The organism is Pararhodospirillum oryzae (genome assembly GCF_007992075.1).
In the GTDB taxonomy this organism is placed as follows: Bacteria; Pseudomonadota; Alphaproteobacteria; order Rhodospirillales; family Rhodospirillaceae; genus Pararhodospirillum; species Pararhodospirillum oryzae.
Genome location: NZ_BJZO01000069.1, coordinates 1 through 20,368, shown reverse-complemented (window position 1 = coordinate 20,368; position 20,368 = coordinate 1). Strand labels below are relative to the sequence as shown.

General features: G+C 71.1%; 30 protein-coding genes. All 30 read left to right on the top strand.

Annotated features, from left to right (window positions below):
* A partial coding sequence (locus ROR02_RS12240) for a Mu transposase C-terminal domain-containing protein (RefSeq protein ID WP_147164312.1) occupies positions 1-1,986 on the top strand: 1,986 nt, incomplete at its 5' end.
* A gap of 68 nt (positions 1,987-2,054) precedes the next feature.
* On the top strand, positions 2,055-2,801 hold the full coding sequence (locus ROR02_RS12235) for an AAA family ATPase (protein ID WP_246135528.1): 747 nt from the start codon (positions 2,055-2,057) through the stop codon (positions 2,799-2,801).
* Positions 2,801-3,430: a helix-turn-helix domain-containing protein gene (locus ROR02_RS12230; RefSeq protein ID WP_147164310.1), complete on the top strand. Its 630-nt coding sequence runs from the start codon at positions 2,801-2,803 to the stop codon at positions 3,428-3,430. Before ROR02_RS12235 ends, ROR02_RS12230 begins: the two co-directional genes overlap by 1 nt.
* Complete coding sequence (locus tag ROR02_RS12225; protein ID WP_147164309.1) at positions 3,423-3,782, top strand: helix-turn-helix domain-containing protein; 360 nt, start codon at positions 3,423-3,425, stop codon at positions 3,780-3,782. Before ROR02_RS12230 ends, ROR02_RS12225 begins: the two co-directional genes overlap by 8 nt.
* Complete coding sequence (locus tag ROR02_RS12220; RefSeq protein WP_147164308.1) at positions 3,775-4,101, top strand: hypothetical protein; 327 nt, start codon at positions 3,775-3,777, stop codon at positions 4,099-4,101. Before ROR02_RS12225 ends, ROR02_RS12220 begins: the two co-directional genes overlap by 8 nt.
* The gene (locus ROR02_RS12215) at positions 4,098-4,607 is read left to right on the top strand and encodes a hypothetical protein (protein ID WP_147164307.1); all 510 of its coding nucleotides are present in this window, start codon (positions 4,098-4,100) and stop codon (positions 4,605-4,607) included. The genes ROR02_RS12220 and ROR02_RS12215 overlap by 4 nt, the downstream gene beginning before the upstream one ends.
* On the top strand, positions 4,607-5,239 hold the full coding sequence (locus tag ROR02_RS12210; protein ID WP_246135527.1) for a DUF3164 family protein: 633 nt from the start codon (positions 4,607-4,609) through the stop codon (positions 5,237-5,239). The genes ROR02_RS12215 and ROR02_RS12210 overlap by 1 nt, the downstream gene beginning before the upstream one ends.
* Positions 5,240-5,251: 12 nt before the next feature.
* Positions 5,252-5,944, top strand: a complete 693-nt coding sequence (locus ROR02_RS12205; RefSeq protein WP_147164306.1) for a hypothetical protein — start codon at positions 5,252-5,254, stop codon at positions 5,942-5,944.
* Complete coding sequence (locus ROR02_RS12200; protein ID WP_147164305.1) at positions 5,944-6,204, top strand: hypothetical protein; 261 nt, start codon at positions 5,944-5,946, stop codon at positions 6,202-6,204. Before ROR02_RS12205 ends, ROR02_RS12200 begins: the two co-directional genes overlap by 1 nt.
* Positions 6,205-6,716: 512 nt before the next feature.
* A complete protein-coding gene (locus ROR02_RS12195; protein WP_147164304.1) occupies positions 6,717-7,289 on the top strand; it encodes a hypothetical protein in 573 nt (190 codons plus the stop codon).
* 5 nt (positions 7,290-7,294) lie between these two features.
* Positions 7,295-7,540, top strand: a complete 246-nt coding sequence (locus ROR02_RS12190; RefSeq protein ID WP_147164303.1) for a hypothetical protein — start codon at positions 7,295-7,297, stop codon at positions 7,538-7,540.
* 21 nt (positions 7,541-7,561) lie between these two features.
* Entirely contained in the window at positions 7,562-7,987 is a 426-nt protein-coding gene (locus ROR02_RS12185) for a gp16 family protein (RefSeq protein ID WP_246135529.1), read from the top strand.
* Entirely contained in the window at positions 7,984-8,409 is a 426-nt protein-coding gene (locus ROR02_RS12180) for a Mor transcription activator family protein (RefSeq protein WP_147164301.1), read from the top strand. Before ROR02_RS12185 ends, ROR02_RS12180 begins: the two co-directional genes overlap by 4 nt.
* A 64-nt stretch (positions 8,410-8,473) precedes the next feature.
* Complete coding sequence (locus ROR02_RS12175) at positions 8,474-9,106, top strand: glycoside hydrolase family 108 protein (protein WP_147164300.1); 633 nt, start codon at positions 8,474-8,476, stop codon at positions 9,104-9,106.
* Positions 9,103-9,732 carry a 3TM-type holin gene (locus ROR02_RS12170; protein ID WP_147164299.1) on the top strand — a complete coding sequence of 210 codons (630 nt, stop codon included), beginning with the start codon at positions 9,103-9,105 and terminating at the stop codon, positions 9,730-9,732. Before ROR02_RS12175 ends, ROR02_RS12170 begins: the two co-directional genes overlap by 4 nt.
* Positions 9,729-10,148: a DUF2730 family protein gene (locus ROR02_RS12165; protein ID WP_147164298.1), complete on the top strand. Its 420-nt coding sequence runs from the start codon at positions 9,729-9,731 to the stop codon at positions 10,146-10,148. The genes ROR02_RS12170 and ROR02_RS12165 overlap by 4 nt, the downstream gene beginning before the upstream one ends.
* Positions 10,145-10,450 (top strand): VpaChn25_0724 family phage protein, encoded by a 306-nt coding sequence (locus tag ROR02_RS12160; protein WP_246135526.1) that lies wholly within the window; start codon positions 10,145-10,147, stop codon positions 10,448-10,450. Before ROR02_RS12165 ends, ROR02_RS12160 begins: the two co-directional genes overlap by 4 nt.
* A 1-nt stretch (position 10,451) precedes the next feature.
* Complete coding sequence (locus ROR02_RS12155) at positions 10,452-10,988, top strand: DUF3486 family protein (RefSeq protein ID WP_147164297.1); 537 nt, start codon at positions 10,452-10,454, stop codon at positions 10,986-10,988.
* Positions 10,985-12,424: a phage terminase large subunit family protein gene (locus tag ROR02_RS12150; protein ID WP_147164296.1), complete on the top strand. Its 1,440-nt coding sequence runs from the start codon at positions 10,985-10,987 to the stop codon at positions 12,422-12,424. Before ROR02_RS12155 ends, ROR02_RS12150 begins: the two co-directional genes overlap by 4 nt.
* Positions 12,425-12,440: 16 nt before the next feature.
* The gene (locus ROR02_RS12145; protein WP_170245098.1) at positions 12,441-13,988 is read left to right on the top strand and encodes a DUF935 domain-containing protein; all 1,548 of its coding nucleotides are present in this window, start codon (positions 12,441-12,443) and stop codon (positions 13,986-13,988) included.
* Positions 13,981-15,303 (top strand): PBECR2 nuclease fold domain-containing protein, encoded by a 1,323-nt coding sequence (locus ROR02_RS12140; protein WP_147164294.1) that lies wholly within the window; start codon positions 13,981-13,983, stop codon positions 15,301-15,303. The genes ROR02_RS12145 and ROR02_RS12140 overlap by 8 nt, the downstream gene beginning before the upstream one ends.
* Before the next feature lie 364 nt (positions 15,304-15,667).
* Entirely contained in the window at positions 15,668-16,705 is a 1,038-nt protein-coding gene (locus ROR02_RS12135) for a phage protease (protein WP_147164293.1), read from the top strand.
* Positions 16,706-16,708: 3 nt separating this feature from the next.
* Complete coding sequence (locus ROR02_RS12130) at positions 16,709-17,098, top strand: hypothetical protein (RefSeq protein WP_147164292.1); 390 nt, start codon at positions 16,709-16,711, stop codon at positions 17,096-17,098.
* 3 nt (positions 17,099-17,101) lie between these two features.
* Positions 17,102-17,995 (top strand): Mu-like prophage major head subunit gpT family protein, encoded by an 894-nt coding sequence (locus tag ROR02_RS12125; protein ID WP_147164291.1) that lies wholly within the window; start codon positions 17,102-17,104, stop codon positions 17,993-17,995.
* Complete coding sequence (locus tag ROR02_RS12120) at positions 17,983-18,204, top strand: HI1506-related protein (RefSeq protein ID WP_147164290.1); 222 nt, start codon at positions 17,983-17,985, stop codon at positions 18,202-18,204. The genes ROR02_RS12125 and ROR02_RS12120 overlap by 13 nt, the downstream gene beginning before the upstream one ends.
* A gap of 4 nt (positions 18,205-18,208) precedes the next feature.
* Positions 18,209-18,610, top strand: coding sequence for a phage protein Gp36 family protein (locus ROR02_RS12115; RefSeq protein WP_147164289.1), 402 nt, complete (start codon positions 18,209-18,211; stop codon positions 18,608-18,610).
* On the top strand, positions 18,610-19,104 hold the full coding sequence (locus tag ROR02_RS12110; RefSeq protein ID WP_147164288.1) for a phage virion morphogenesis protein: 495 nt from the start codon (positions 18,610-18,612) through the stop codon (positions 19,102-19,104). Before ROR02_RS12115 ends, ROR02_RS12110 begins: the two co-directional genes overlap by 1 nt.
* Positions 19,101-19,541, top strand: a complete 441-nt coding sequence (locus tag ROR02_RS12105; protein ID WP_147164287.1) for a phage tail terminator protein — start codon at positions 19,101-19,103, stop codon at positions 19,539-19,541. Before ROR02_RS12110 ends, ROR02_RS12105 begins: the two co-directional genes overlap by 4 nt.
* On the top strand, positions 19,538-19,717 hold the full coding sequence (locus ROR02_RS16645) for a hypothetical protein (protein ID WP_170245097.1): 180 nt from the start codon (positions 19,538-19,540) through the stop codon (positions 19,715-19,717). The genes ROR02_RS12105 and ROR02_RS16645 overlap by 4 nt, the downstream gene beginning before the upstream one ends.
* Positions 19,718-19,720: 3 nt before the next feature.
* On the top strand, positions 19,721-20,368 hold a 648-nt coding region (locus ROR02_RS12100), incomplete at its 3' end, for a hypothetical protein (protein ID WP_147164286.1).

Sequence of the window (20,368 nt, the reverse complement as noted above, 5' to 3'; positions counted from 1 at the left end):
CGCGAGTCCTGGCCGTCGCGGGAGCGGTCGGGCCGGGGGGGCGGGCGCGAGTACCCGGCCTCGGCGCTGCCGGAGGGGGCGCGGGTGGCGCTGGCGCGGCGGCGGGTGGCGGGGGATCTTGCGGCGGCCGCCGAAGCGGCCCCGGTGTCAGCCGACCCCGGCCGTCTGACGGACGCGGCGCGGGCGACGATGGCGGCGCGCTCGGCGCTGCTGGCCGAGATCGACCGCCTGCAAGCGGACGGGGGGCTGACGGCGCGGCAGGCGGTGCTGGTGCTGCTGGACCACGCCAAGGCCGGCACCTTGCGCGCCGATCTGGCCGTGATGATTCCGGCCGCCAACGCGCGCGGCGGCAAGACGGGTACCCGCACGCTGTCTTACAGCAGCTTGTATAGATGGCTGCGCGAGCGGGACACGGGGGGCGTGGTTGCCCTGGCGCCGGCGGCGCCGGCGGCGCCGGACTGGCCGGCGTGGGCGCCGACGCTGCTGGAGCTGTATCGGCGCCCGCAAAAGCCGGCGATCGCCGCCGCCCTGGCCCTGTGGCCCGAGGGGACCGGGCCGGCGCCGAGCTACGACCAGGCGCGGCGGTTTATCAATTCGTTGGGCGCGCTGGCCCGCAACATGGGACGGATGGGGCCCCGTGAGCTGAAATCGTTGCGGGCGCACCGGGTGCGGATCTTTGAGCACCTGCTACCCGGCGACGTGTGGACGGCCGATGGCCATTGCCTGGACCGCGAGGTGATGCACCCGCTGACCGGCAAGCCGGCGCGGCCGGAAGTGATCGGCATCGTGGACGTGGCCACGCGGCTGTGGGTGGGCTGGTCGGCGTGGCTGGACGAAGCCGCGTGGCTGGTGGCGGCGGCGCTGCGGGCGGCCATCCTGGCTTACGGCGTGCCTGCCATATGGTATGTAGACAACGGGTGCGGTTTCAGAAACCGCGCGCACTCGGCGCCGGTGACCGGGCTGTTGGGGCGGTTGGGGGTCACACCGAAGCACTCGATCCCCTACAACTCCCAAGCGCGGGGGGTGATCGAGCGCTTTCATAAGACGGCCCTTGTTGCCCCGGCCAAGGAATCAATGGCCTACATGGGCGCCGACATGGATCGGCAGGCCCGGCACCTGGCCTACAAGACCTCGCGCCGGGACCTGCGCCTGTACGGGTCCAGCCCGATCATCCAGCCGTGGGACGATTTTATAGCCTGGGTCGATGCGATGCAGGCCCGCTACAACGCGCGGCCGCACTCGGCGCTGCCCAAGGTGCGCGACCCGGACACGGGCAAAATGCGCCATCAGACGCCGGCCGAGGCGTGGGCCGCCAAGATGGTGGATGCCGAGGCGCAAGGGGTGGCCCCGGTGCGGGTGACGCCCGAAGAGGCGCGCGACCTGTTCAGGCCGCACGAGGAGCGCACGGTGCGCCGGGCGACCGTGAGCCTGGGCGGGGCCAGCTATTACAGCCGCGTGTTGGAGGACTGCGACCTGCACGGCACGCGGGTGCAGGTGTGCTACGACGCCCACGACCTGGGCCGGGTGTGGGTGCGCGACCTGGAGGGCCGCCTGATCTGCGAGGCGATCCGCGACGGCAACGCCACGCCGTACCAGCCGGCCGAGGACATCGCCCAGGCCCGCGCTACCCGCGCCACCGCCGTGGACCTGCGCCGCGCGCGAGACGAAGACGCCTTGCCGGCCCTGACCGCCGACGCGGTGGTGGTGCCGATGGTGTCGGCCGACACCACCCGCGCCCTGGCCGACCTGCGCGCCGAAATGGCGGCGCCGGCGATCGCGGCCGGGGTGCCGGCCACGGCGAAGGAGAGATACCGCAAGTGCCTGATGATCACGGCGGCCCACGCGGGTGGGCGGCCGGTGGACACGGCCGCCCTGACCTGGGCCGACGGATACCGCCGGACCCCGGAATACCGCACGCAAGAGGAGATGCACCGCGAATTTGGCGCGCTGTACCTGCCGGAGGAAACGGCGGTGGCGAGCGCTTGAACCGGACCCGGATTGAGAACCAACCAACCCCGGGCCACACACCAAGGATGGATCAACAGAGGATGGATATGTCCGACACTGCCCCCCCTGTCAATAGCACGATCGCGCCGCTCACGAACGTGGCCCTGTTTGGCTCGGTGATGGCGCGACTCGTTGAGCGGCCGCGCCATTTGCCGGGCCTGGGCTTGTTTTACGGTTTTTCCGGCTATGGCAAGACTTTCGCGGCGCGGTACGCCGCAAACAAACACCGCGCCTATTACCTTGAGGTTGGCGAGTCGTGGACCAAGGCCAAATTCTTGCGGGCGTTGCTGGCCGAGCTGGGGCGGCAGCCCCGGGGCACGGCGGCCGACATGGTGGAACAGGCGATCGAGGCGCTGGCGCTGGTGACGCGGCCGGTGATCGTGGACGAGTGCGACCACATCATCAGGCGCGGATACCTGGAAACGCTGCGCGAGGTGCATGACAAGTCGGGCGCGCCCATGGCGTTGATTGGCGAGGAGCTGGCGCCCAGCCTGATCGCCCAGCGGTCGGAGCGCGTGCACAACCGCATCCTGGTGGCCGAGGCGGCGCAGCCGATGAGCGTGGACGACGCGGCGGTGCTGGCGCGCCTGTATCACCCCGGGCTGGCCCTGGCGCCGGACCTGCTGGAGGCCCTGGTGCGGGCATCGGGCGGGCGGGCGCGGCGCGTCGCGGTGAACTTGCAAAAGGTGGCCGACGAGGCGGCGGTGCAGGGGTGGGGCGCGGTGGACGCCGCCACCTGGGGCGCGCGCGAGCTGTACACGGGGCAGGTGCCCGGCCGGCGGAGGGCCGAGTGATGGGACGCCGGCCAGTGGACGACATGGCCCGGCTGTCGGTGCGGGTGCCGCGCGGGCGACAAGGCATCTGGGAGACGCTGCGGGCCCTGACCGCCGGCGGGGCCAGCGCCAGCCTGCCCGAGATCCTGGACGGCAGCGCCGAGGCGCATAAATCGACGATCCGCACCTATTTGCGATGCCTGGAAGCGGCCGGGATCGTGGCGCGCGAGGAAGGCGACGGGGTGCGCTACCGCCTGCTGCGCGACCCCGGGCCCGAAGCGCCGCGCCTGCGCCGGGATGGGAGCCCGGCCCAGCACTCGCTGGGCACCGAGCAGATGTGGCGTGTGCTGCGCATGGCCTCGGCCCTTGACGCGCGCGAGCTGGCGGTGACGGCGAGCACCGAGGAGCACCCGGTGGCGCTGGACACCGCGCGGGCCTACCTGCGGGCGCTGGACCGCGCCGGGTATCTGGCGGTGGTGGAGCCCGGACGCCCGGGGCACAAGGTGGGCACGGGACACCTGACGGTGTATCGCCTGATCAACAACACAGGGCCGTTGCCGCCGCAGATCCAACGCATCAAGGCGGTGTGGGACCAGAACCTGCGCGCCCACGTGGGCGAGGGCGTGATCGAGGGGCGGGAGCATGAGTAGCGCGCCCATCCCCGAACCCCGCTGGCTGGCGCTGCTGCGGGCCGAGGCCGGGCGCGGCTCCATCGCTGCCGCCGCCCGGCGAGTCGGCATATCGAGGGCGGCCGCCTCGTCGCTGCTGAGCGGCACGTACCCTGCCGTCAGCACCGATGCCATGGCTGCCCGGGTCCTGGCGGCGCTGGACGTCAGGATCTGCCCGGGACTCGGTGCCGAGATGGCGCCGGAGGTCTGCGCCGATTGGCAGGCCAAGGCCCACGTACTGGTCGCAACCAACGGCCAGCGGGTGGCGATGTATCGCGCCTGCCGGGCGTGCCCCCATTACCTCATCCAGGATAAGGACGCTCCCCATGAGTAGTGCCCCCCCTTGCCCGCTGCCCGCCCTGGACCCTGGCGGTCTGTCGATGATCCTCGCCGTGGCCCACAAGGTGGTGGGCGATCTGGTGGGGGGCGCAGGCGCGGGCCCCACCATCACTGTGCCCAAGCGCACGGCCATGGCCCTGCTGTGCGCGCTGGAGCACGCCCACGCGGCGGCCGTGGCGCAGCAGCGGCTGATCCAGGCCGCCGGCCTGGATGGGCGCGGCGCCGGTCCGGCGGACGCGACGGCGCCGGCGGACGTGGTGGCGCCGGGCGCGCGGGTGATCCCCATCACGGTAGCGAGGAGGACCGGCGGATGAGCGATCGACACGAACCCTCCTTGCGGCTGGGCGGGATCGTGGCCCTGCCCCTGCCGGGCGGTGGCACCGCGCGCGGGCAAGCGATAGCCTGGCGCGACATCGGCGCCGGGCGGGGCTTGCTAACCATCACGGATGCCGACACGGCCGCCCAGCGCCAGGTGCTGATGGCGCGCGTGGACGACGTCCTGCGGCCGGTGGCGGCGAGCCCGACACCGGCCCAGGCCCAGGCCCTGGCCCGCGCCGCCCTGCAAGGGCACGGGCTGGCGGGCCCGAAGTCTGAACTGGTGCTGGCGCTGGCGCTGGCGGTGGCGAGCGACGGCCTGCGGGTGTGGCCGCGCGAGGCCCCCGCACCCGTCAGCGCCGGGCCCGACCTGACGCGCGGACACGACGCCCTGGCGATCATCGCCGCTCGGCACCCCGACCGCCTGCCGGCCGCGCTGCGCGTGCTGGACACCCTGGCCTGCCTGCCGGCGGCCAGCCCTCTCCCTCCCTCCCTGGAGCATTGATGATGACGAGCGATACATCCCCCGCGACCGTGCCCGACGGGTACCTGCGCGACGCCAAGGGGCGGCTGGTGCCGGAGCACCTGGTCAAGCCGCTGGACCTGCTGATGGATCAGGCTGTGCGCGCCTTGATCGGCCACGCGGAGACCTTGAGCGGCCAGATTGCCCGCTTCCGGGGGCACTCGTTTGACGACGTCGCCTCGCTTTTGGCCCTCGCGGCCGATCAGTACGGCGCCAGGATTGGCGGCGCCAAGGGCAACATCACCCTGACCAGCTACGACGGGTGCTTCAAGGTGCAGGTGGCGGTGGCCGACCGGCTGACGTTTGGGCCCGAGTTGCAGATCGCCAAGGCGTTGATCGACGAGTGCATCGTGGATTGGAGCGAGGGGGCGCGGGCCGAGATCCGCGCCCTGGTGGAGCATGCCTTCAGGCCGGACAAGGAGGGGCAGGTCAGCCGCGACGCGGTGCTGGCGCTGCGCCGAGTCGAAATCGACGACGAGCGTTGGCGCCGGGCCATGGACGCCATCACTGACAGCATCCGGGTGGTGGGCAGCAAGAGCTACATCCGGTTTTACCGGCGCGCCGATCCGCAAGCGCCGTGGCAGGCGATCACCGTTGATCTGGCGGCGGCGTAGGGAGGGCGGATCATGACCCCCACCACACTGCGCCTTGCCGTGTTGCGGGCCGTCGCGCCGGTGTGCGTGGGGCGGCCGGAGTGCCTGGTTGCCACCCTGGGGCAGGCGTTGGCCTGGGTCGAGGGGGCACCGGCGCCCGCCCTTGTGGAGGCGCCGGAACCCGATGGTGATGCGCCGGGAAGGGCTGACGATGCACCAGATCCGGCCCTTGATGCGCCAAGCCCGGCCCTTGAGGCGCCGGCGCCCGATGGTGATGCACCGACCCCCGTCCTTGAAGCGTGCGTGCCGTGGCCGCACGTCGGGGGCACGCGAGGCGCGGTGCTGGAGGCCGTGTGCCGGGGTGCCGGGACGGCCGCCGAGGTGCGGCGGCTTGCGCCCGGCGTGCCGCGTGGCAGCGTGCACAACACGCTGCACGCCCTGGTACGGGATGGCCTGGTTGCGCGTGACGATCAGGTTGTGCCGTGCCGGTATCGCCTGATCGGCACGGCGCCGGCGCCGGTGGCGGTGCCTCCCTCCGCCTCGACTCCCGCCCCGGTGTTGGACGCCCGGGCCCAGGCGCTGGCCGCGTATACCGGGGGGGTCACCAAGTGCCCGCCGGGCTGGGCGGCCGGCGTGACGCACATCGAGGACGCTCTGGGCAAGGTGGCGCCGCCGCCTCGGCCCGAGGCGCCAGCCCAGGCCGGCAAGCGCAAGAGGTTCTGGTGATGAGCGACGTGGATCTGTTCGGGGCGCTGTGCCCTCCGGCACGGTCCGCCCGCTCGCGGACGGCGCGGCCCAAGGGCTACGCCGGGCCGCCCGGCACGGGTCCGGCAGGCGAGACGTGCGCCAGTTGCGCACACCGGGTGCGCGGGCGGGGGTGGTCCAAGTGCCGACTTACCCAGCGCACCTGGACGTGCGGGCGCGGGTCGGACGTGCTGGCCCGCGCGCCAGCCTGCCGGTGGTGGCGAGCGTTATCGATTCGATAACATACCCGTTGACACGGCGTTATCTGTAAGGTAACTTTTTCCCGTCAACACCACAGGAGGCTTATCATGCAAGCGACGCGATCCATGTCCGTGAGGTTTTGCCCGCTGGTTACCCCACCCGACCCCGAGTGTTCAGCTCTCGCCCAGTGGAGTTACAGCCGGCGGGTGGACCGCGCCGGCCCAGCGCGACTGTCGGCGTGCGTCAGTGTTGTTACGCGGCCCGGTCTCCCGGGCTACTGGGTATGTAGGCCCCAGTATTGCTACACGGGCGGCCCCCGCCGCTACCGGCGCCTCCCTCCGCGTATCGAGAGGACCTTGTGGCTGCTCCATTGGCGGACCACCGCCGTGGAGACCGCCAGGGCCGCGGCCAAGGCGGTCCAGTGGGCGGTGAGGGGGTGGGGCGACGCCCTGCGCCGGCATTATGACGCATGGCAATGTCGCCGGATGTACGGAGCGCTGCTGGATGAGTCCGCGCGCATGGCCAATACCAATAAGTCGAGGGAGGTCAAAAAATGATCCAACTCACCGGGAGCCCCAAGCAAGTCTCCTGGGCCACCGAGATCCGGGGGGCGGTGGTCCCCCGGTTGCTGGCCCTGGCCGGGTCCGACGCCGAGCGGGCTTATGCCGAGCTGCTGCTGGCCCAGGCGACCCCGGCCACGTGGTGGATCGACAATCGCCGCGCCGAGCCCGAGCCCCTGGCGTGGCGCCTGCGGAGCGACTGGGGGCGATGGGTGTCCGCGCCCGCGCCCGTGGCCGTGCCCGATCCGGCGGCCCTGCCCCTGCTGGCCCGGGACCCGGTGGCGCTGGCCGCCGCCGCCCGCGCCGCGATCGAGCGGGTCCCGGGGTATCGATACTCATCTCAGGCCCTGACCGAGCGCCTGGCCGTCGGGCTGAGGCCAGGCGACACCTGGAGGTCGGGCCGCAAGCGGGTCTCGTACCTCGGCCACGGGCGCGTGCTGGTAGAGCGCCTCGGAGTGTATGACGTCGCTCTTGAGAGCGACGCCAAGGAGCTGCCGGCGCATGATCTGGAGGAAATGCTGGCCCTGATCGCGCGCGAAGCCGCCAAGGCGGCCGTCAAAGAGTGACGGATATGGCGGATTGCCTTGACCCAGAGGGCGCGAGGGCCCTCCTGCGCATGCTGGGCGTGTCCCAGGCCCAGTTGGGCCGGGTGCTCACGGCGGCCCGGACCGACGGCCGGCAGACAACGCCGGCCACGGTCTCACACCAGCTTAACCACCTGGGCTCGTACCCGGCGCTGGCCCTGCTGCTGGTCGCCTGGGCGGCCCACCCCGAGCTGGTGCCCGCCCCAACCCCCGAGGACCGGGGCGCCCCCTAACCCTGGAGGATGCCTGTCGTGATGCACCGTGACCTGGACGATACCGCCGCCCTGCGCCGGGCGATCCATGCCGGGGCGCGCGAGTTGGGCCTGGATGAGGAGGCCCGGCGGGACCTGATGCGCCGGGTGACGGGCCTGGACAGCAGCAAGGATATGACGCCCCCCCAGATGCGCGCGGTGCTGGCCGAGTATGACCGGCTGCGCGGACCGGGAGCGCAGGGCAAGGCGTGGCGGCGGCCGACCAGCGCGCGGGCCGATGTGCGGCTGATCTTTGGACTGTGGCGCGGGCTGCACGAGGCCGGGTTGATTAAGGATGGATCGGGCCGGGCCTGCCGGGCGTGGGTGAGGCGTCAGACGGGCGTGGATGACCCCGACTGGCTGACGGTGGCGCAGGCGCGGGCCTGCGTCGAGGCCCTCAAGGCGTGGCGGGCGCGGGGGACGGCATGACCCGGGATCTGGACCTACCGGCGGATCTGCCGGCCGGCGCGGTGGAGCTGATCGAGGCGGTGGGCGCCGAGGCGGCCTGGGTGATCGTGCGCGCCTATGGCGGCACCTGGGTGCCCGTGCCCGCGACCCTGCCGGCCGATCACGAGCTGGCGCGGCGCCTGGGACCGGCGGTGGCGGCGGCGCTGGTGGCGTGGGCCGGCGGCGGGCGCGTGTATATCCCCTCTTGCCGGGTGGCCACCACCCGCGCGACAATCCGCGCGCTGGCTGCCACCGGCCGCAAGCGGCGCGACATCGCCACGGCGGCCGGCGTGAGCGAGGCCCGCGTGTATCAGGTGCTGGCCGAGGGGCCGACTGCCGACACCCGCCAGATGGACCTGTTCGCGACGCCCGCTGCCCACAAGGAGCCGGCCTCAAGGGCTTGAGGTCGCCGGCCTTGGCGCCGGCCCGCATCCTGACCCCCTCGACACCCGCCGGAGGGGCCGCGCGATGCAAGACGACGACACCCCCATCATCCCCCACGATCCTGTTTGGGCAGCCGCCCTGGCTGCCGTGCTGGCACACGAGGGGGGGTACGTGGACGACCCCCACGACCCCGGCGGCGCGACCCAATGGGGGATCTCGCTCCGCTGGCTGTGCTTGCTGGACGACGACGCCGGAGACATCGATGGCGACGGCGACGTGGACGCCGATGATGTCCGGGCGCTGACGCCGGCCCAGGCGGGCGCCTTGTATTATAAGGAGTGGTGGGCGCCCCTGCGGTGCCCGCAGATGCCGCCGCCTATCGCGATCAAGCTGTTTGACACGGCGATCAATGTAGGCCAGCGCCGGGCGGTGCGGATGCTCCAGCAGGCCCTCAATGCCCAGCGCGTGCAGCCTCGTCTGACCGAGGATGGCCTGCTGGGGCCGCGCACGCTGGCGGCTGTGCAAGCCCCGATGTGGGTACAATCTCCCACTATGACCAAGGCCCTGCTGGCCGCCATGGCCGAGGCGCAAGAGAGCTATTACCAGGGTCTGGTGGACCGCAAGCCGGCGCGGGCGCGCTACCTGCGGGGCTGGACGCGCCGGGCGAGGTGGCTGCCCGAGTTGTCCTACCCGCCGGGCGGGAGGGCCGCCCCATGATCCCCCTGTTGATTCCGGCGGCGCTGGCGCTGGCCAAGGTGGCGGCGCCGTGGCTGGCGGGCAAGATCCTGGGCGACGACGCCGGCGCCGTGGCGGCCCGGGTGGTGGACGTGGCCCAGGCGGCCACCGGCACCGCCACCCCCGAGGCGGCGCTGGCGGCGGCGCAGGCCAACCCTGAGGCGGCCGCGCGGGTGCAAGAGGCGCTGATGGACCTGGAGGCCACCCTGGCCCGCGAAGAGACGGCGCGGCTGCAAACCATCAACGATACCGCCCGCGCCGAAACCCGGTCGGAGGACGCCTATGTCCGCCGGTGGCGCCCCACCTGGGGCTACGTGACCGCCGCCACCTGGGCGCTTCAAGGGCTGGGCGTGCTGGCCTGCCTGACCGGTGCCGTGGCGGCCACGCTGCGCGGCGAGGTGTCAGCCGTTACCGCGCTGCTGACGGGCGCCTCCGACCTGGCCGGAGCCCTCACCTTGCAATGGGGCGTGGCGCTGACGGTGCTGGGGGTGGCCGTGCAAAGCCGCACACGCGACAAGCAGGTGGCCGCCGGAAGCCCCCCGCCCACGGTGTGGGAGACGGTAACGAGCTTGGTGGGGGCCGGGCGCGGCCGGAAGGGGGGGCGATGACGGCGCGGGAGGCGTGGGACGTGGTGGTGCAGACCGTGCCGGTGATCAGCCTGGGTGTGACCGCGTTGGGCGGCGCCGTGTTGTGGCGTTTGTCGCGTATCTTCGTGACTCGTGAGGCCCTCGACCGCCACGCCGAGCACGAAGCGGCGTGGCGTGGCGCCCACGACGCGCGGGTTGAGGAGGTGTCGGAAAGATTGGACCGGGGGGAGCGTCGCTTTGCGGCGCTCGAAGCGTCCATCGGCGCCCTGCCCAGTCAGGCCAACATGCAAGCCCTTGAAAGCAAGCTGAGCGACCTGCGCGCCGATGTGGCCAGGTTGGGCGGCCAACTGGATGGTGCCCAGGGGCTGACCAGCCGATTGGAGCGCGTGGTGGACATGCTGACGGAGCACCATTTGCAGGGGGAGCGGCGGCCATGATGACCCTGGCGGATCGCCTGCGTGAGGATCGGCGCCTGTGCATCGTGCGGCTGACCGCCGAGGATGCCGACTACCGCCTGAATACGTCCGTGCTGGCGTCGGCGCTGGCCGACCTGGGCCACGGCGTGGCCCGAGACGTGGTGGAGGCGGACGTGGCGTGGCTGGCCGAGCAAGGGCTGGTGACGGCTGAAAGCCTGGGTGGGGGTAAGGTCACGGTGGTGGCGCTGACCGGGCGCGGCCTGGACGTGGCGCAGGGGCGCGCGGTGGTGCCGGGCGTCAAGCGCCCGCGCCCGGGGGTGTGACGTGCCCCGGAAATCGCGCATCGAGATGGAATTGCCGCCCGAGGCGTTGGCTGAGTTTAACAGGCTGCTGGGGACCGGGCGGTTGACCGTGGATGGCCTCTGCTTGTGGCTGGAGGGGCAAGGGTACGACATCAGCCGCTCGGCGGTTGGGCGGTATTCCAAGGGTTATGCGCAAGTCGCAGAACGCCTGCGTCAAACGCGGGAAGTGACCAAAGCCTTGACCACGGAGCTAGGCGAAGCGGCGGCCGAGGGACAGCAGGGCCGCCTGCTGGTCGAGATGGCGCGCGGGCTGGTGTTTGATTTCGTCACCAAGGCCCAGGATGGCGAAGCCTTGGACGCGAAAGAGGTGGCCTTGCTGGGCAAGGGATTGGCCGAAATGGCCCGGGCCGCCCGGCTGGATCAGGATTTCGAGGAGCGGGTCGCCAAGGTGGCGGCATCCCGCGCGGCGGCGCTAATCGAAACGGCCGGCCCTCGGCGCGGTCTGTCGGCCGACACCATCGCCCAGCTCAAGGCCGATTTCCTGGGAGTGGGCGGGTGAGCCACATAGGCCGTCTCCCCGACCCGGACTTGCGTCGGCGCCTGACCGGCGAGCCCCTGCTGCTGCCGTACCAATCCGGCTATTTGGACGTGGTCGCCAAGCACGATGTTACGGTGGTCGAGAAATCCCGGCGCATCGGCTTTACCTGGGCGACAGCCGCCGACGCCACCTTGACCGCCGCCGCCGAACGCTCCGCCGGTGGCATGGATGTGTATTATCTGGCTTACGAAAAGGAGATGACGCGGGAGTTCATCGACACCTGCGCGGCCTGGGCACGCCTGTTCGACAAGGCGGCCAGCGCGGTGGAAGAGATCGTTTTCAAGGATGGTGACAAGGACATTCTGGCGTTCCGGATTGTGTTTGCCTCGGGTTACGAGGTCGTGGCCTTGTCGTCCACGCCCCGGGGACTGCGTGGACGACAAGGCAAGGTAATCCTCGACGAAGCCGCGTTTCACGACAACCTGGAAGAAGTCCTGAAGGCCGCCCTGGCCCTGTTGATCTGGGGCGGCAAGGTGGTGGTGATATCGACCCACAACGGCGCCGAAAATCCCTACGCGACCCTGGTCCAGGAAGCGAAGGCCGGCCAGAAGGGATATGGGTTTGTCCGAGTGACCTTCGACGACGCCTTGGCCAGCGGCTTATACCGGCGCATCTGCTTGGTGCGCGGGCAACCGTGGGATGGCGCCGACGAAGCGCGGTGGCGCGAGGGGATTATCCGTCAGTACGGCGACGGCGCCGACGAAGAACTAAACTGTATTCCGAATGTCACGGGGGGCGCCTGGATCGCCGGCGCCCACATTGAGGCGGCGGTCCACGCGGATGCCGGCCGCCCCGCCCTGTACGCTGGCGGCGCCTGTTTCGCGGGCAATGACATTGCCCGACGGCGCGACCGGTGGGTGGCCACGGTACTGGAGCGCACCGGGGTCGTCTTGTGGCTGCGCTCCGAGATTGTGTTGTCGGACGCACCGTTCAGGGAGCAACTGGCGACCATTGACGGCTTGATGGCTGATTACCGCATCCTGCGCCTTGCCGCCGACCAGACAGGCATCGGCGAAATGCCGGTGGAGGAGATGCGCCGGGCCCACGGGAGCCGGGTGGAAGGCGTCATCATGTCGGGGGACCGGCGCCTGGCGGTGGCGCAGGCCGCGCGGGATGCGTTCGAGCGCGGCGTGGTGCGCATCCCGGACGACCCAGCCCTGAAAGCTGATTTGCGGAAGATCAAGCGGGTGGCCGGCCCGACGGGCGCGCCGCGCCTGGTGGCGGGGCGGGATGCCTCGGGCCACGCCGACCGGGCGTGGGCGTTGTTCTTGGCCTTGGCCGCCGCCGCCGAAGGGGCGCGCGGTTACAACTACACGCCAGCCGCCGCTCCCTCCACCCCTGTTGATGACGACCAGGACGACGACGCTCCCGGCCTGTTTGGCCGGGGCACTTATTGATAAGGAGTCCCCACCCATGCCCCCGGTGCTGTATGGGCCCGATGGCCTGCCGATCCGCCGCAAGGCCCTACGAGAGGAGATCAGCGGCCCCACGGTGACGGGGGTGCGCTCGCCCTGGCGCGAGTTGGTGGGGTCGGACGTGACACCGCGCAAGGTGGCGGGGCTTTTGCGGGCGGCCGACCAGGGGGACGGCGCCGCCTACCTGGCCCTGGCCGACGACATCGAGGAGCGCGACTTGCATTACGCGGCCGTGCTGGGCGTGCGCAAACGCCAGGTATCGCAACTGCCCGTCGTTGTCGAGGCCGTCAGCGATGCCCGCGACGACGTGGCGGCGGCCGACCTGGCGCGGGAGTGGCTGGGGCGCGACGACCTGGAGGACGATCTTTTCGACCTCCTCGACGCCCTGGGCAAGGGGTACGCTGTCGCCGAAATCCTGTGGGAGCCCTCGGCGGGCGGGCGCCGGCTGTGGCCCCGCCTGGAGGCGCGCGACCCGGCGTGGTTCCGGTTTTCCAGGACCGACGGCAAGACGCCGCAGTTGATTGCCGATAACGGCAGCGACACCCCCTTGCCCGCGTGGAAATTCGTGACGCACCGGGGGCGGTTCAAAACCGGCATCCCCTTGCGCTCCGGCCTCGCGCGCGCGGCGGCGTGGGCGTGGTGCTTCAAGTCGTTCGATCTCAAGGCATGGCTGATTTTTTGTGAGGTGTACGGGCACCCCTTGCGGCTAGGCAAGTACGATCCCGGTGCCAGCGAGGCGGACAAGGCCACCTTGTTGCGCGCCGTGCGTGACATTGCCCAGGACGCGGCCGCGATCATCCCCGAGGGCATGACGATCGAGTTCGTGGCCACCCAATCCCAATCCACCGGCGAGTTGTACGAGCGGATGGTGACCTACTGGGACCAGCAGGTTTCGAAGCTGGTCCTTGGGCAGGTAGGCACCACGGACGCCATCGCCGGCGGCTACGCCGTGGGCAAGGTCCACGACGGCGTGCGCGGCGACATCGAGCGGGCTGACGCCAAGGCCCTGGCGGGCACCTTGAACCGCGATCTGGTCCGACCCTTGATCGACCTGAACTTGGGTCCTCGCGAGGCTTATCCTCGCATCCGCATTGGCCGGCCCGAGGAGACCGACCTTGCCCAACTGACGGGCGCCTTGCAGGTGCTGGTGCCCCTGGGTCTGCGGGTGTCGATGTCGGAGGTGCGCGACAAGTTGGGGCTGGCCGACCCCGACCCCGACGAGGAGGTGCTGGCGCCAGCCGCCCCGTTGCCGGGCCCGGTGGTGACGGCGGCCCAGGCGCGCTTGCCCCCCAAGGGGGCCGTTGACGACACCGACCGCGCCGTGATCCAGGCCCTGGGAGCCAGCGCCCCCCTGGTGGAGGGCTGGCTGGGCGAGGTGCGGCGCATCGTTGAAACCTCGCCGGACCTGGAAACGGCGATCGATCGCCTGTCGGCGCTGACGCCGGACACCGGGCTGGACACGCTGCAAGCCCTGCTGCAAGACGCCATGGTTGCCCAGGCCCTGGAAGGAGCGGTCGGGGTGGTGGACGGGGGGCGGGATGCCTGAGGTGTTGCCCGAGGGCCTGTCGTTCGGCGAGGCAATCCGGTTTTTCGAGACGAAGGTCCGCCTGCCCACCCGGGCGTGGAGCGACATCAAGGGGGGGGCGCACGCGCGATCCTTCGTGATGGCCGGCGCCACGCGTGACGCCTTGCTGTCGGACATGCACCGCGCCTTGACCGCCACCTTCAAGGCGGGCCGTACCCGGGCCGATTTCCTGGAGGACTTCGACGCCATCGTCGCGCATCATGGCTGGGACTTCCGTGGCGAAAGACGGTGGAGGGCGGCGTTGATCTACGACACGAACTTACGCATGGCCCACGCGGCGGGGCGCTGGGAGCAAATCGCGGCCCAGGCGGAGCGCGAGGCCAAGTTTGGCCGGACCTTGTATCTGCGCTACGTGGCCGTACACGACAACAAAACCCGCCCCGACCACGCGGCGTGGCACGGGACCACGCTGCCGCATGACCACCCGTGGTGGCGCACGCACTATCCCCCCAATGGCTGGAACTGCCGCTGCTCCGTGCAGTCGCTGACCGAGCGGGACCTGGCGCGGTACGGCTTGAGCCCGACGCCCGAGGACCAGGTGCCGGCCGACGAGATAGTGTCGCGCCCGGTGACGCTGGCGGATGGGTCGGTCGAGATCTGGGAGACGCCACGCGGCATTGATCCGGGGTTTGACTATAACGTCGGAGAGTCATGGCTTGACGGTGCCGTGCCGCCGCCGCTGTCGGGGCCACTGCCGCCCCCCGCCGCGCCCGCGCGGCCGATTTTTAACACCCCCCCTCTTCCCGCCCCCCGCCCGGCGCCGCCCGAGGTGACGACGCCGCTCGCGGACGGGCTGGGGGACGAGGCGTACATCAAGGCGTTTTTGGGGGTGTTTGGCGCGGACCTTGGCCGCCCGGTGCCTTTTCGAGACGCCGCCGGAAATTTGCTGGCGATCGGCGATAGTCTATTCGTCGATCGCAAGGCGACCGCGATCGCGCGGCGCGCGGACCCGGCCGCAACGGCCTGGAAGGTGGACAAGAACGGTCGTCACCTGGTCTTGCCGTTGCTGGCGTATGCCCTCCAGGACCCCGACGAAATCTGGCTTGACTGGTTCATGGCCAAGGGCGGGCCAATCCTGCGCCGCCGCTACCTGCGCCGGTTCGCGGAGGTTTTCCGCTTTGAGGGATCGCAGCCGATAGCGGGGCTGGTGGCGGCGTTCGAGTGGACATCCGTGGGGTGGACGGGCATCACCATTCACCCGTCGGCCCGTGACTCGCAAACCGAGGACCAACGGCACGGGGTCCTGCTTTGGCGTCGACCGGATGAGGGAGGGTGACCCGGCGATGCTGCCCCCGCCGGGTCGAGAAGGATCGCCCCCCTAGGACGGCCGGCAGCGGCTCCGGCATAGGGCGATCACTGAGGATTAATATACCGCGCCGCCGCCCGGGGGGCAATGCCGGGGTGGGCCCCCCGAAAAATCCGCCCCTGGCGCGCGGCGCCTTCCGGGGGTAGGGTTGCCTAGCCCTGGGGCCAAGCGCGAACGCTGCCCCCGTCAGACCCCCGTCAGCGGCGCTGTTGCGGGCCGCCCTATCCCCCCTCTCCCTTTCCCACCCTTAAAGCCCGGCCTCAAGCCCTTGAGGTCGGCATGGGCGCGCGCCCCTGGCACGGTGTGATCAAGACACCCCAGGGAGCCCGCCCGCATGTCCACGCCCGTCTTGACCGCCGTGTGCGCCATGGCCTTGCCCGATCAGGGCGCGCCACCGGAGTGGGTGCACCTGATCCCCATGGGCCGGGTGCGCGGCGTGGACGGGCGCGGGCCCTACGTGCTGCGCGACACCGCGCACGCCGCGCGGGTGATTGCCGCCAGCGGTACCGGCGTGGACCTGCCCATCGATTACGACCACGACGCCATTTTGCCCAACGGGCGCCGGCCGATCGCGGCCGGCTGGATCAAGGCCCTGGACGCCCGACCCGATGGCATCTGGGGTCGGGTTGAGTGGACCACGGCGGCGGCGGCGCACCTGAGCGCCCGCGAGTACCGCTACCTTTCCCCCGTGTTCGACCACGACACCGGCGGCGCTATCTTGAAGTTGCGCATGGCCGGACTGACCAACATCCCCAATCTGGCCGTGCTGACCGCGCTGGCCGCACAGGAGGCCCCCTTGACCACGACACCGACCGCCGATCCCCCGCCCCTTACCGCCGTGTGCGCGGCCCTGGGCCTGCCCGACACGACCTCGCCCGACCAGATCGCCGCCGTGGCGGCGCAAGCCCGTCAGGGCGCCGCCACGCTGACGACGGTGGCGCGGGCCCTGGGCCTGCCGGACACGGCCCCGCCCGACCAGATCGTTACCACCGCCCAGGCGCGCGGGGCCCCGCCCGACCCCGGGCAATACGTGCCCATGAGTCAATTCAGCGCGCTGTCGGCCGATCTGGCGGCGATGCGCGGACGCCTGGACGCCGACGCGGCCGAGCGGCTGGTGGCGCAAGCCCAGGCCCAGGGCAAGGTCACGCCGGCGATGCGCGAGTGGGCGATGGGCTACGCCGCCAAGGACCAGCAAGGCTTCACGGCGTGGGCGTCGGCGGCGCCGGTTCTGGTGCCGCCGGGAGCGGTGGCACCGCCCGGCCCGGCGCCGGGGGGCGTGTCCGTCCCCGATGCGACGTTGACGGCGGTGTGCGCCCAACTGGGCCTGGACCCCACCAAGGCGGCAAGGGCCGCCACCGACAAGGGAGAGTAAGCGATGGCGGCCCTGACCAGCGACCGCGACACGCCATCGCGCGATGGCAAGACGTATGGGTATCCGATCAAGGCCGGCGCGGTGATCTTTGCCGGCGCCCTGGTGATGCTGGACGCCGACGGCTGGGCCGTGCCGGCAAGCGAGGCCACCACCCTGACCCCCGCCGGTCGGGCCGCCCGGTCCGCGACGGGGGGCGCCACGGACGGCGCCGCGACCGTCGTGGTCGAGCGTGGAGTGTTCCGCTGGGCCAACGCCGGCGACATCACCCGGGCGCACCTGGGCGACCCGGCCCATGCCGTTGACGATCAGACCGTGGCGGCCACCGCCACCGGGCGGTCGGCGTGCGGCGTGATCCGCGATATCGACTCCCTGGGCGTGTGGGTGGAGGTCTGATCCATGATTGTCAATCAAGCCAGCCTGTCCGCCATCACCACCAGCTTCAAGGTGTTGTACCAGGGCGCCTTTGACGCGGCGCCGTCGGACTGGGACAAGATCGCCACCGAGGTGCCCTCCACCACCCGTCAGCAGACCTACGCCTGGCTGGGCACCACGACCCGCTTTCGAGAATGGATCGGGGATCGGGTCATCCAGAATTTGGGCACGCATCAATACTCGATCGTCAACAAGCCGTTCGAAAATACGGTTGAGGTGAACAGGGACGACATCGAGGACGACCAGCTGGGCGTGTATCGCCCTCTGGTGACCCAGATGGCCCAGGACGCCAAGACTCACCCGGACGAATTGGTTTTCCGCCTTCTCGCGGCCGGGTTCACGACTCCTTGTTACGACGGGCAGTATTTTTTCGACACCGATCATCCGGTGCTTGATGGCGCCGGGGGAACCGTCAGCGTGTCCAACCTGCAAGACGGCACGGGCACCCCCTGGTACCTGCTGGACACCTCCAAGGCGATCCGCGCGGTCATCTTCCAAAAGCGCCGTGATTATACGTTCGTGGCGATGGACAAGGTGGACGACGAGGCCGTGTTTGCACGGAAGGCGTACCGTTATGGGGTGGACGCGCGGGTAAACGCGGGATTTGGCCTGTGGCAGGTGGCGCAGGCCAGCAAGGCCGCGTTGACCACCGAGACCTACGCCGCCGCGCGCGCGGCCATGATGTCGATCAAGGGCGATCAGGGGAAGCCCCTGAACATCCGCCCCTCGCTGTTGGTGGTGCCGCCCAGCCTGGAGAAGGCGGGCCTTGAAGTCCTGAAAGCGGAGCGCGACGCGGCCGGGGCCACCAATGTCTATCAGAACACCGCCCAACTGCTGGTGACGCCATGGCTGGCGTGATCTTGCGGGTGAGCGCGCGCCGCCCGGGGTTTCGTCGGGCTGGCCGCGCCTGGGACACTGCCCCCACCGACCTCAACCCCGAGACCCTGACGGCCGAGCAAGTCGCGGCCCTGAAGGCCGAGCCGATGCTGGTGGTGGAGGAAATTGCCTTGCCCCCCGACCCGACCGCTCCCAAGGGCAAGGGCGCCCCGGCGCCCAAGGAGGGCTAGATCCATGGCCTACGCCACCCCGGATGACTACATCGCCGCCGTCGGCGCCGCCGAGGCCGAGGACCACGCGCCGGCGGTGGGCGGCGGGATTGACACCGCCCGGCTGACGGCGCGCCTGGACGCGGCCAGCGACGAGATCGACGGATACCTGGGCGGGCGGTACGTGCTGCCCGAGGGTCGGGCACGGGCGGTGTGTGTTGCCCTGGCCCGGTATCGCATGGCGGCCGACGCCCAACCCGATGGTCGCGTGGGCAAGGACTACGCGGATGCGACCCAGTACCTGCGCGACGTGGTGGCGGGCAAGACGGCCCTTACCCCCGTGGCCTCCGGCACGCCGGTTGGAGGCGGGGCGGTGCTGGTATCCAGCCGCCGCGCCATGACCTGCGACACCTTGAGGGATTACTGATGATGGACGGTGTATCCGTCACCCTTCAGGGCGCCGAGACGCTGGCGCGGGGGCTTGATGCCCTGGTCGCGCGGGCCGGGGGTGACATGACGCCGGCGTGGGCCGACGTGGGCGCGCTGCTGCGCGCCGCCACCGACCGGCGGTTTGACGATCTGAGCGCCGACCCCGACGGCAATCCGTGGCCGCCATCGATCCGCGCCCTGACCGAGGGCCATACCCTCAAGGATCGCGGCCACCTGCGCGACAGCATCACGTACGCGCCGGGGCCGGACCAGGTCACGCAAGGCAGCAACCGGGCTTACGCGCGCATCCATCAACTGGGCGGTGTAATCAAGCCCAAAAGTGGCGAGTATCTGCGGTTTACGATCGGTGAGACGGTACACATGGTGCGCCAGGTCACGATGCCCGCGCGGCCCTACCTGGGGGTGACCGACGCCGACGTGGCCCAGGCCGGGGACATCCTGGCCAAGTGGATCACGAGGGCCACGGCATGATTGCCGCCCCCTTGATCCCCGCCCTGTTGCCGATCGTGGCCGCCGTGCCGGGAGTGCGGCGGGCCCTGGAAGCCGACGACCTGGCGGCGCTGGTAGCGGCTCGCGACCTGCCCCAGACCCTGCCCGCCGCCTACGTGCTGGTGATGGGCGAGGCGGCCGGGCAAGTCCCACGCACCGTCCACACCACCAGCATCGCCGCCGAGCTGGCGGTGGTGCTGGTGGATCGGCCCCGGGCCACGCCTCGGGGGCTGGCGCTGGGCGAGATTGGCGCCGGCGTGATCGCGGCCCTGGACGGCCGCGTGCCGGCCGAGGGCTGGACGCCGATCGGCTACCGGGGCGGCGCCCAGCAGGTGCGCGCGGCGGCGGCCGACCGTCAGGGCGCGGTGTTTCTGACGTTGAGTTTCGCGACATCGATCCGATTGAGAGGTGCCCCATGACCCGCCCCGCCGGGACCTATGTCCACGACGACGCCACCGCCCCGCCCCGGCCCGGGGCGGACGTCGCGCCCGTGCCTCCCGAGGCCGTGCCTCCCGAGGCCGCGCCGCCCGAGGCCGCGCCCCCCGAGGGGCGGCGGCGGCGCGGTGGCGGCGACCTCTCTCCCACGGAGGGCTAAGCCATGGCCTTGAGTACACGCAACCGCGAGATCTTGGCGGCGATCGAGCCTGCCTACGGCCAGGGCGCCGACCCGGCCGCCTTTGCGGCGTTGCTGGCGCTGGACGCCGACCTGCCCAGCCTCGATGCCCAGGAGGCGACGCGCAACACGATCGAGCCGCACCTGGGCGCTCGCGCAAAATACGGCTGGCAACGGCGCTGGCCTCTGACCTGGGCGCACGAGGCGATCGGGTCGGGCGATCCGGCGGTGCCGCCTCATTTTGACGTCTTGCTTCGGGCCTCGGGTTGGACCCGGGTTGCGCTGAGTGGCACCGCCACGGTGGCGGCGGCCGCGCGCGCCCTGGGCACGACGGTGGGTGCGTGGACGTATGCCGTGACCACCGGCTACACCGGCTATAACCGACGGCTGGCGCGCGTGACCTGCACCACGGCCGGCCCTTCGGGCAGCAACGAGGTGAGCGTGACGGCTCCGGCCACCGGCCTTGGCGAGACGGCCGAGGCGGCCTATAGCCAGACCGGGGTGGTGCTGACCGACGGCACCGCCCTGACCCTGCCGGGAGGCGCCACGATCACGCCCACGATCACCGCGCCCCTGGGCGTGGGGGATACCTGGATTGTCGAGCTGACGCCGCCGGGGATCGAGTACTGGCCG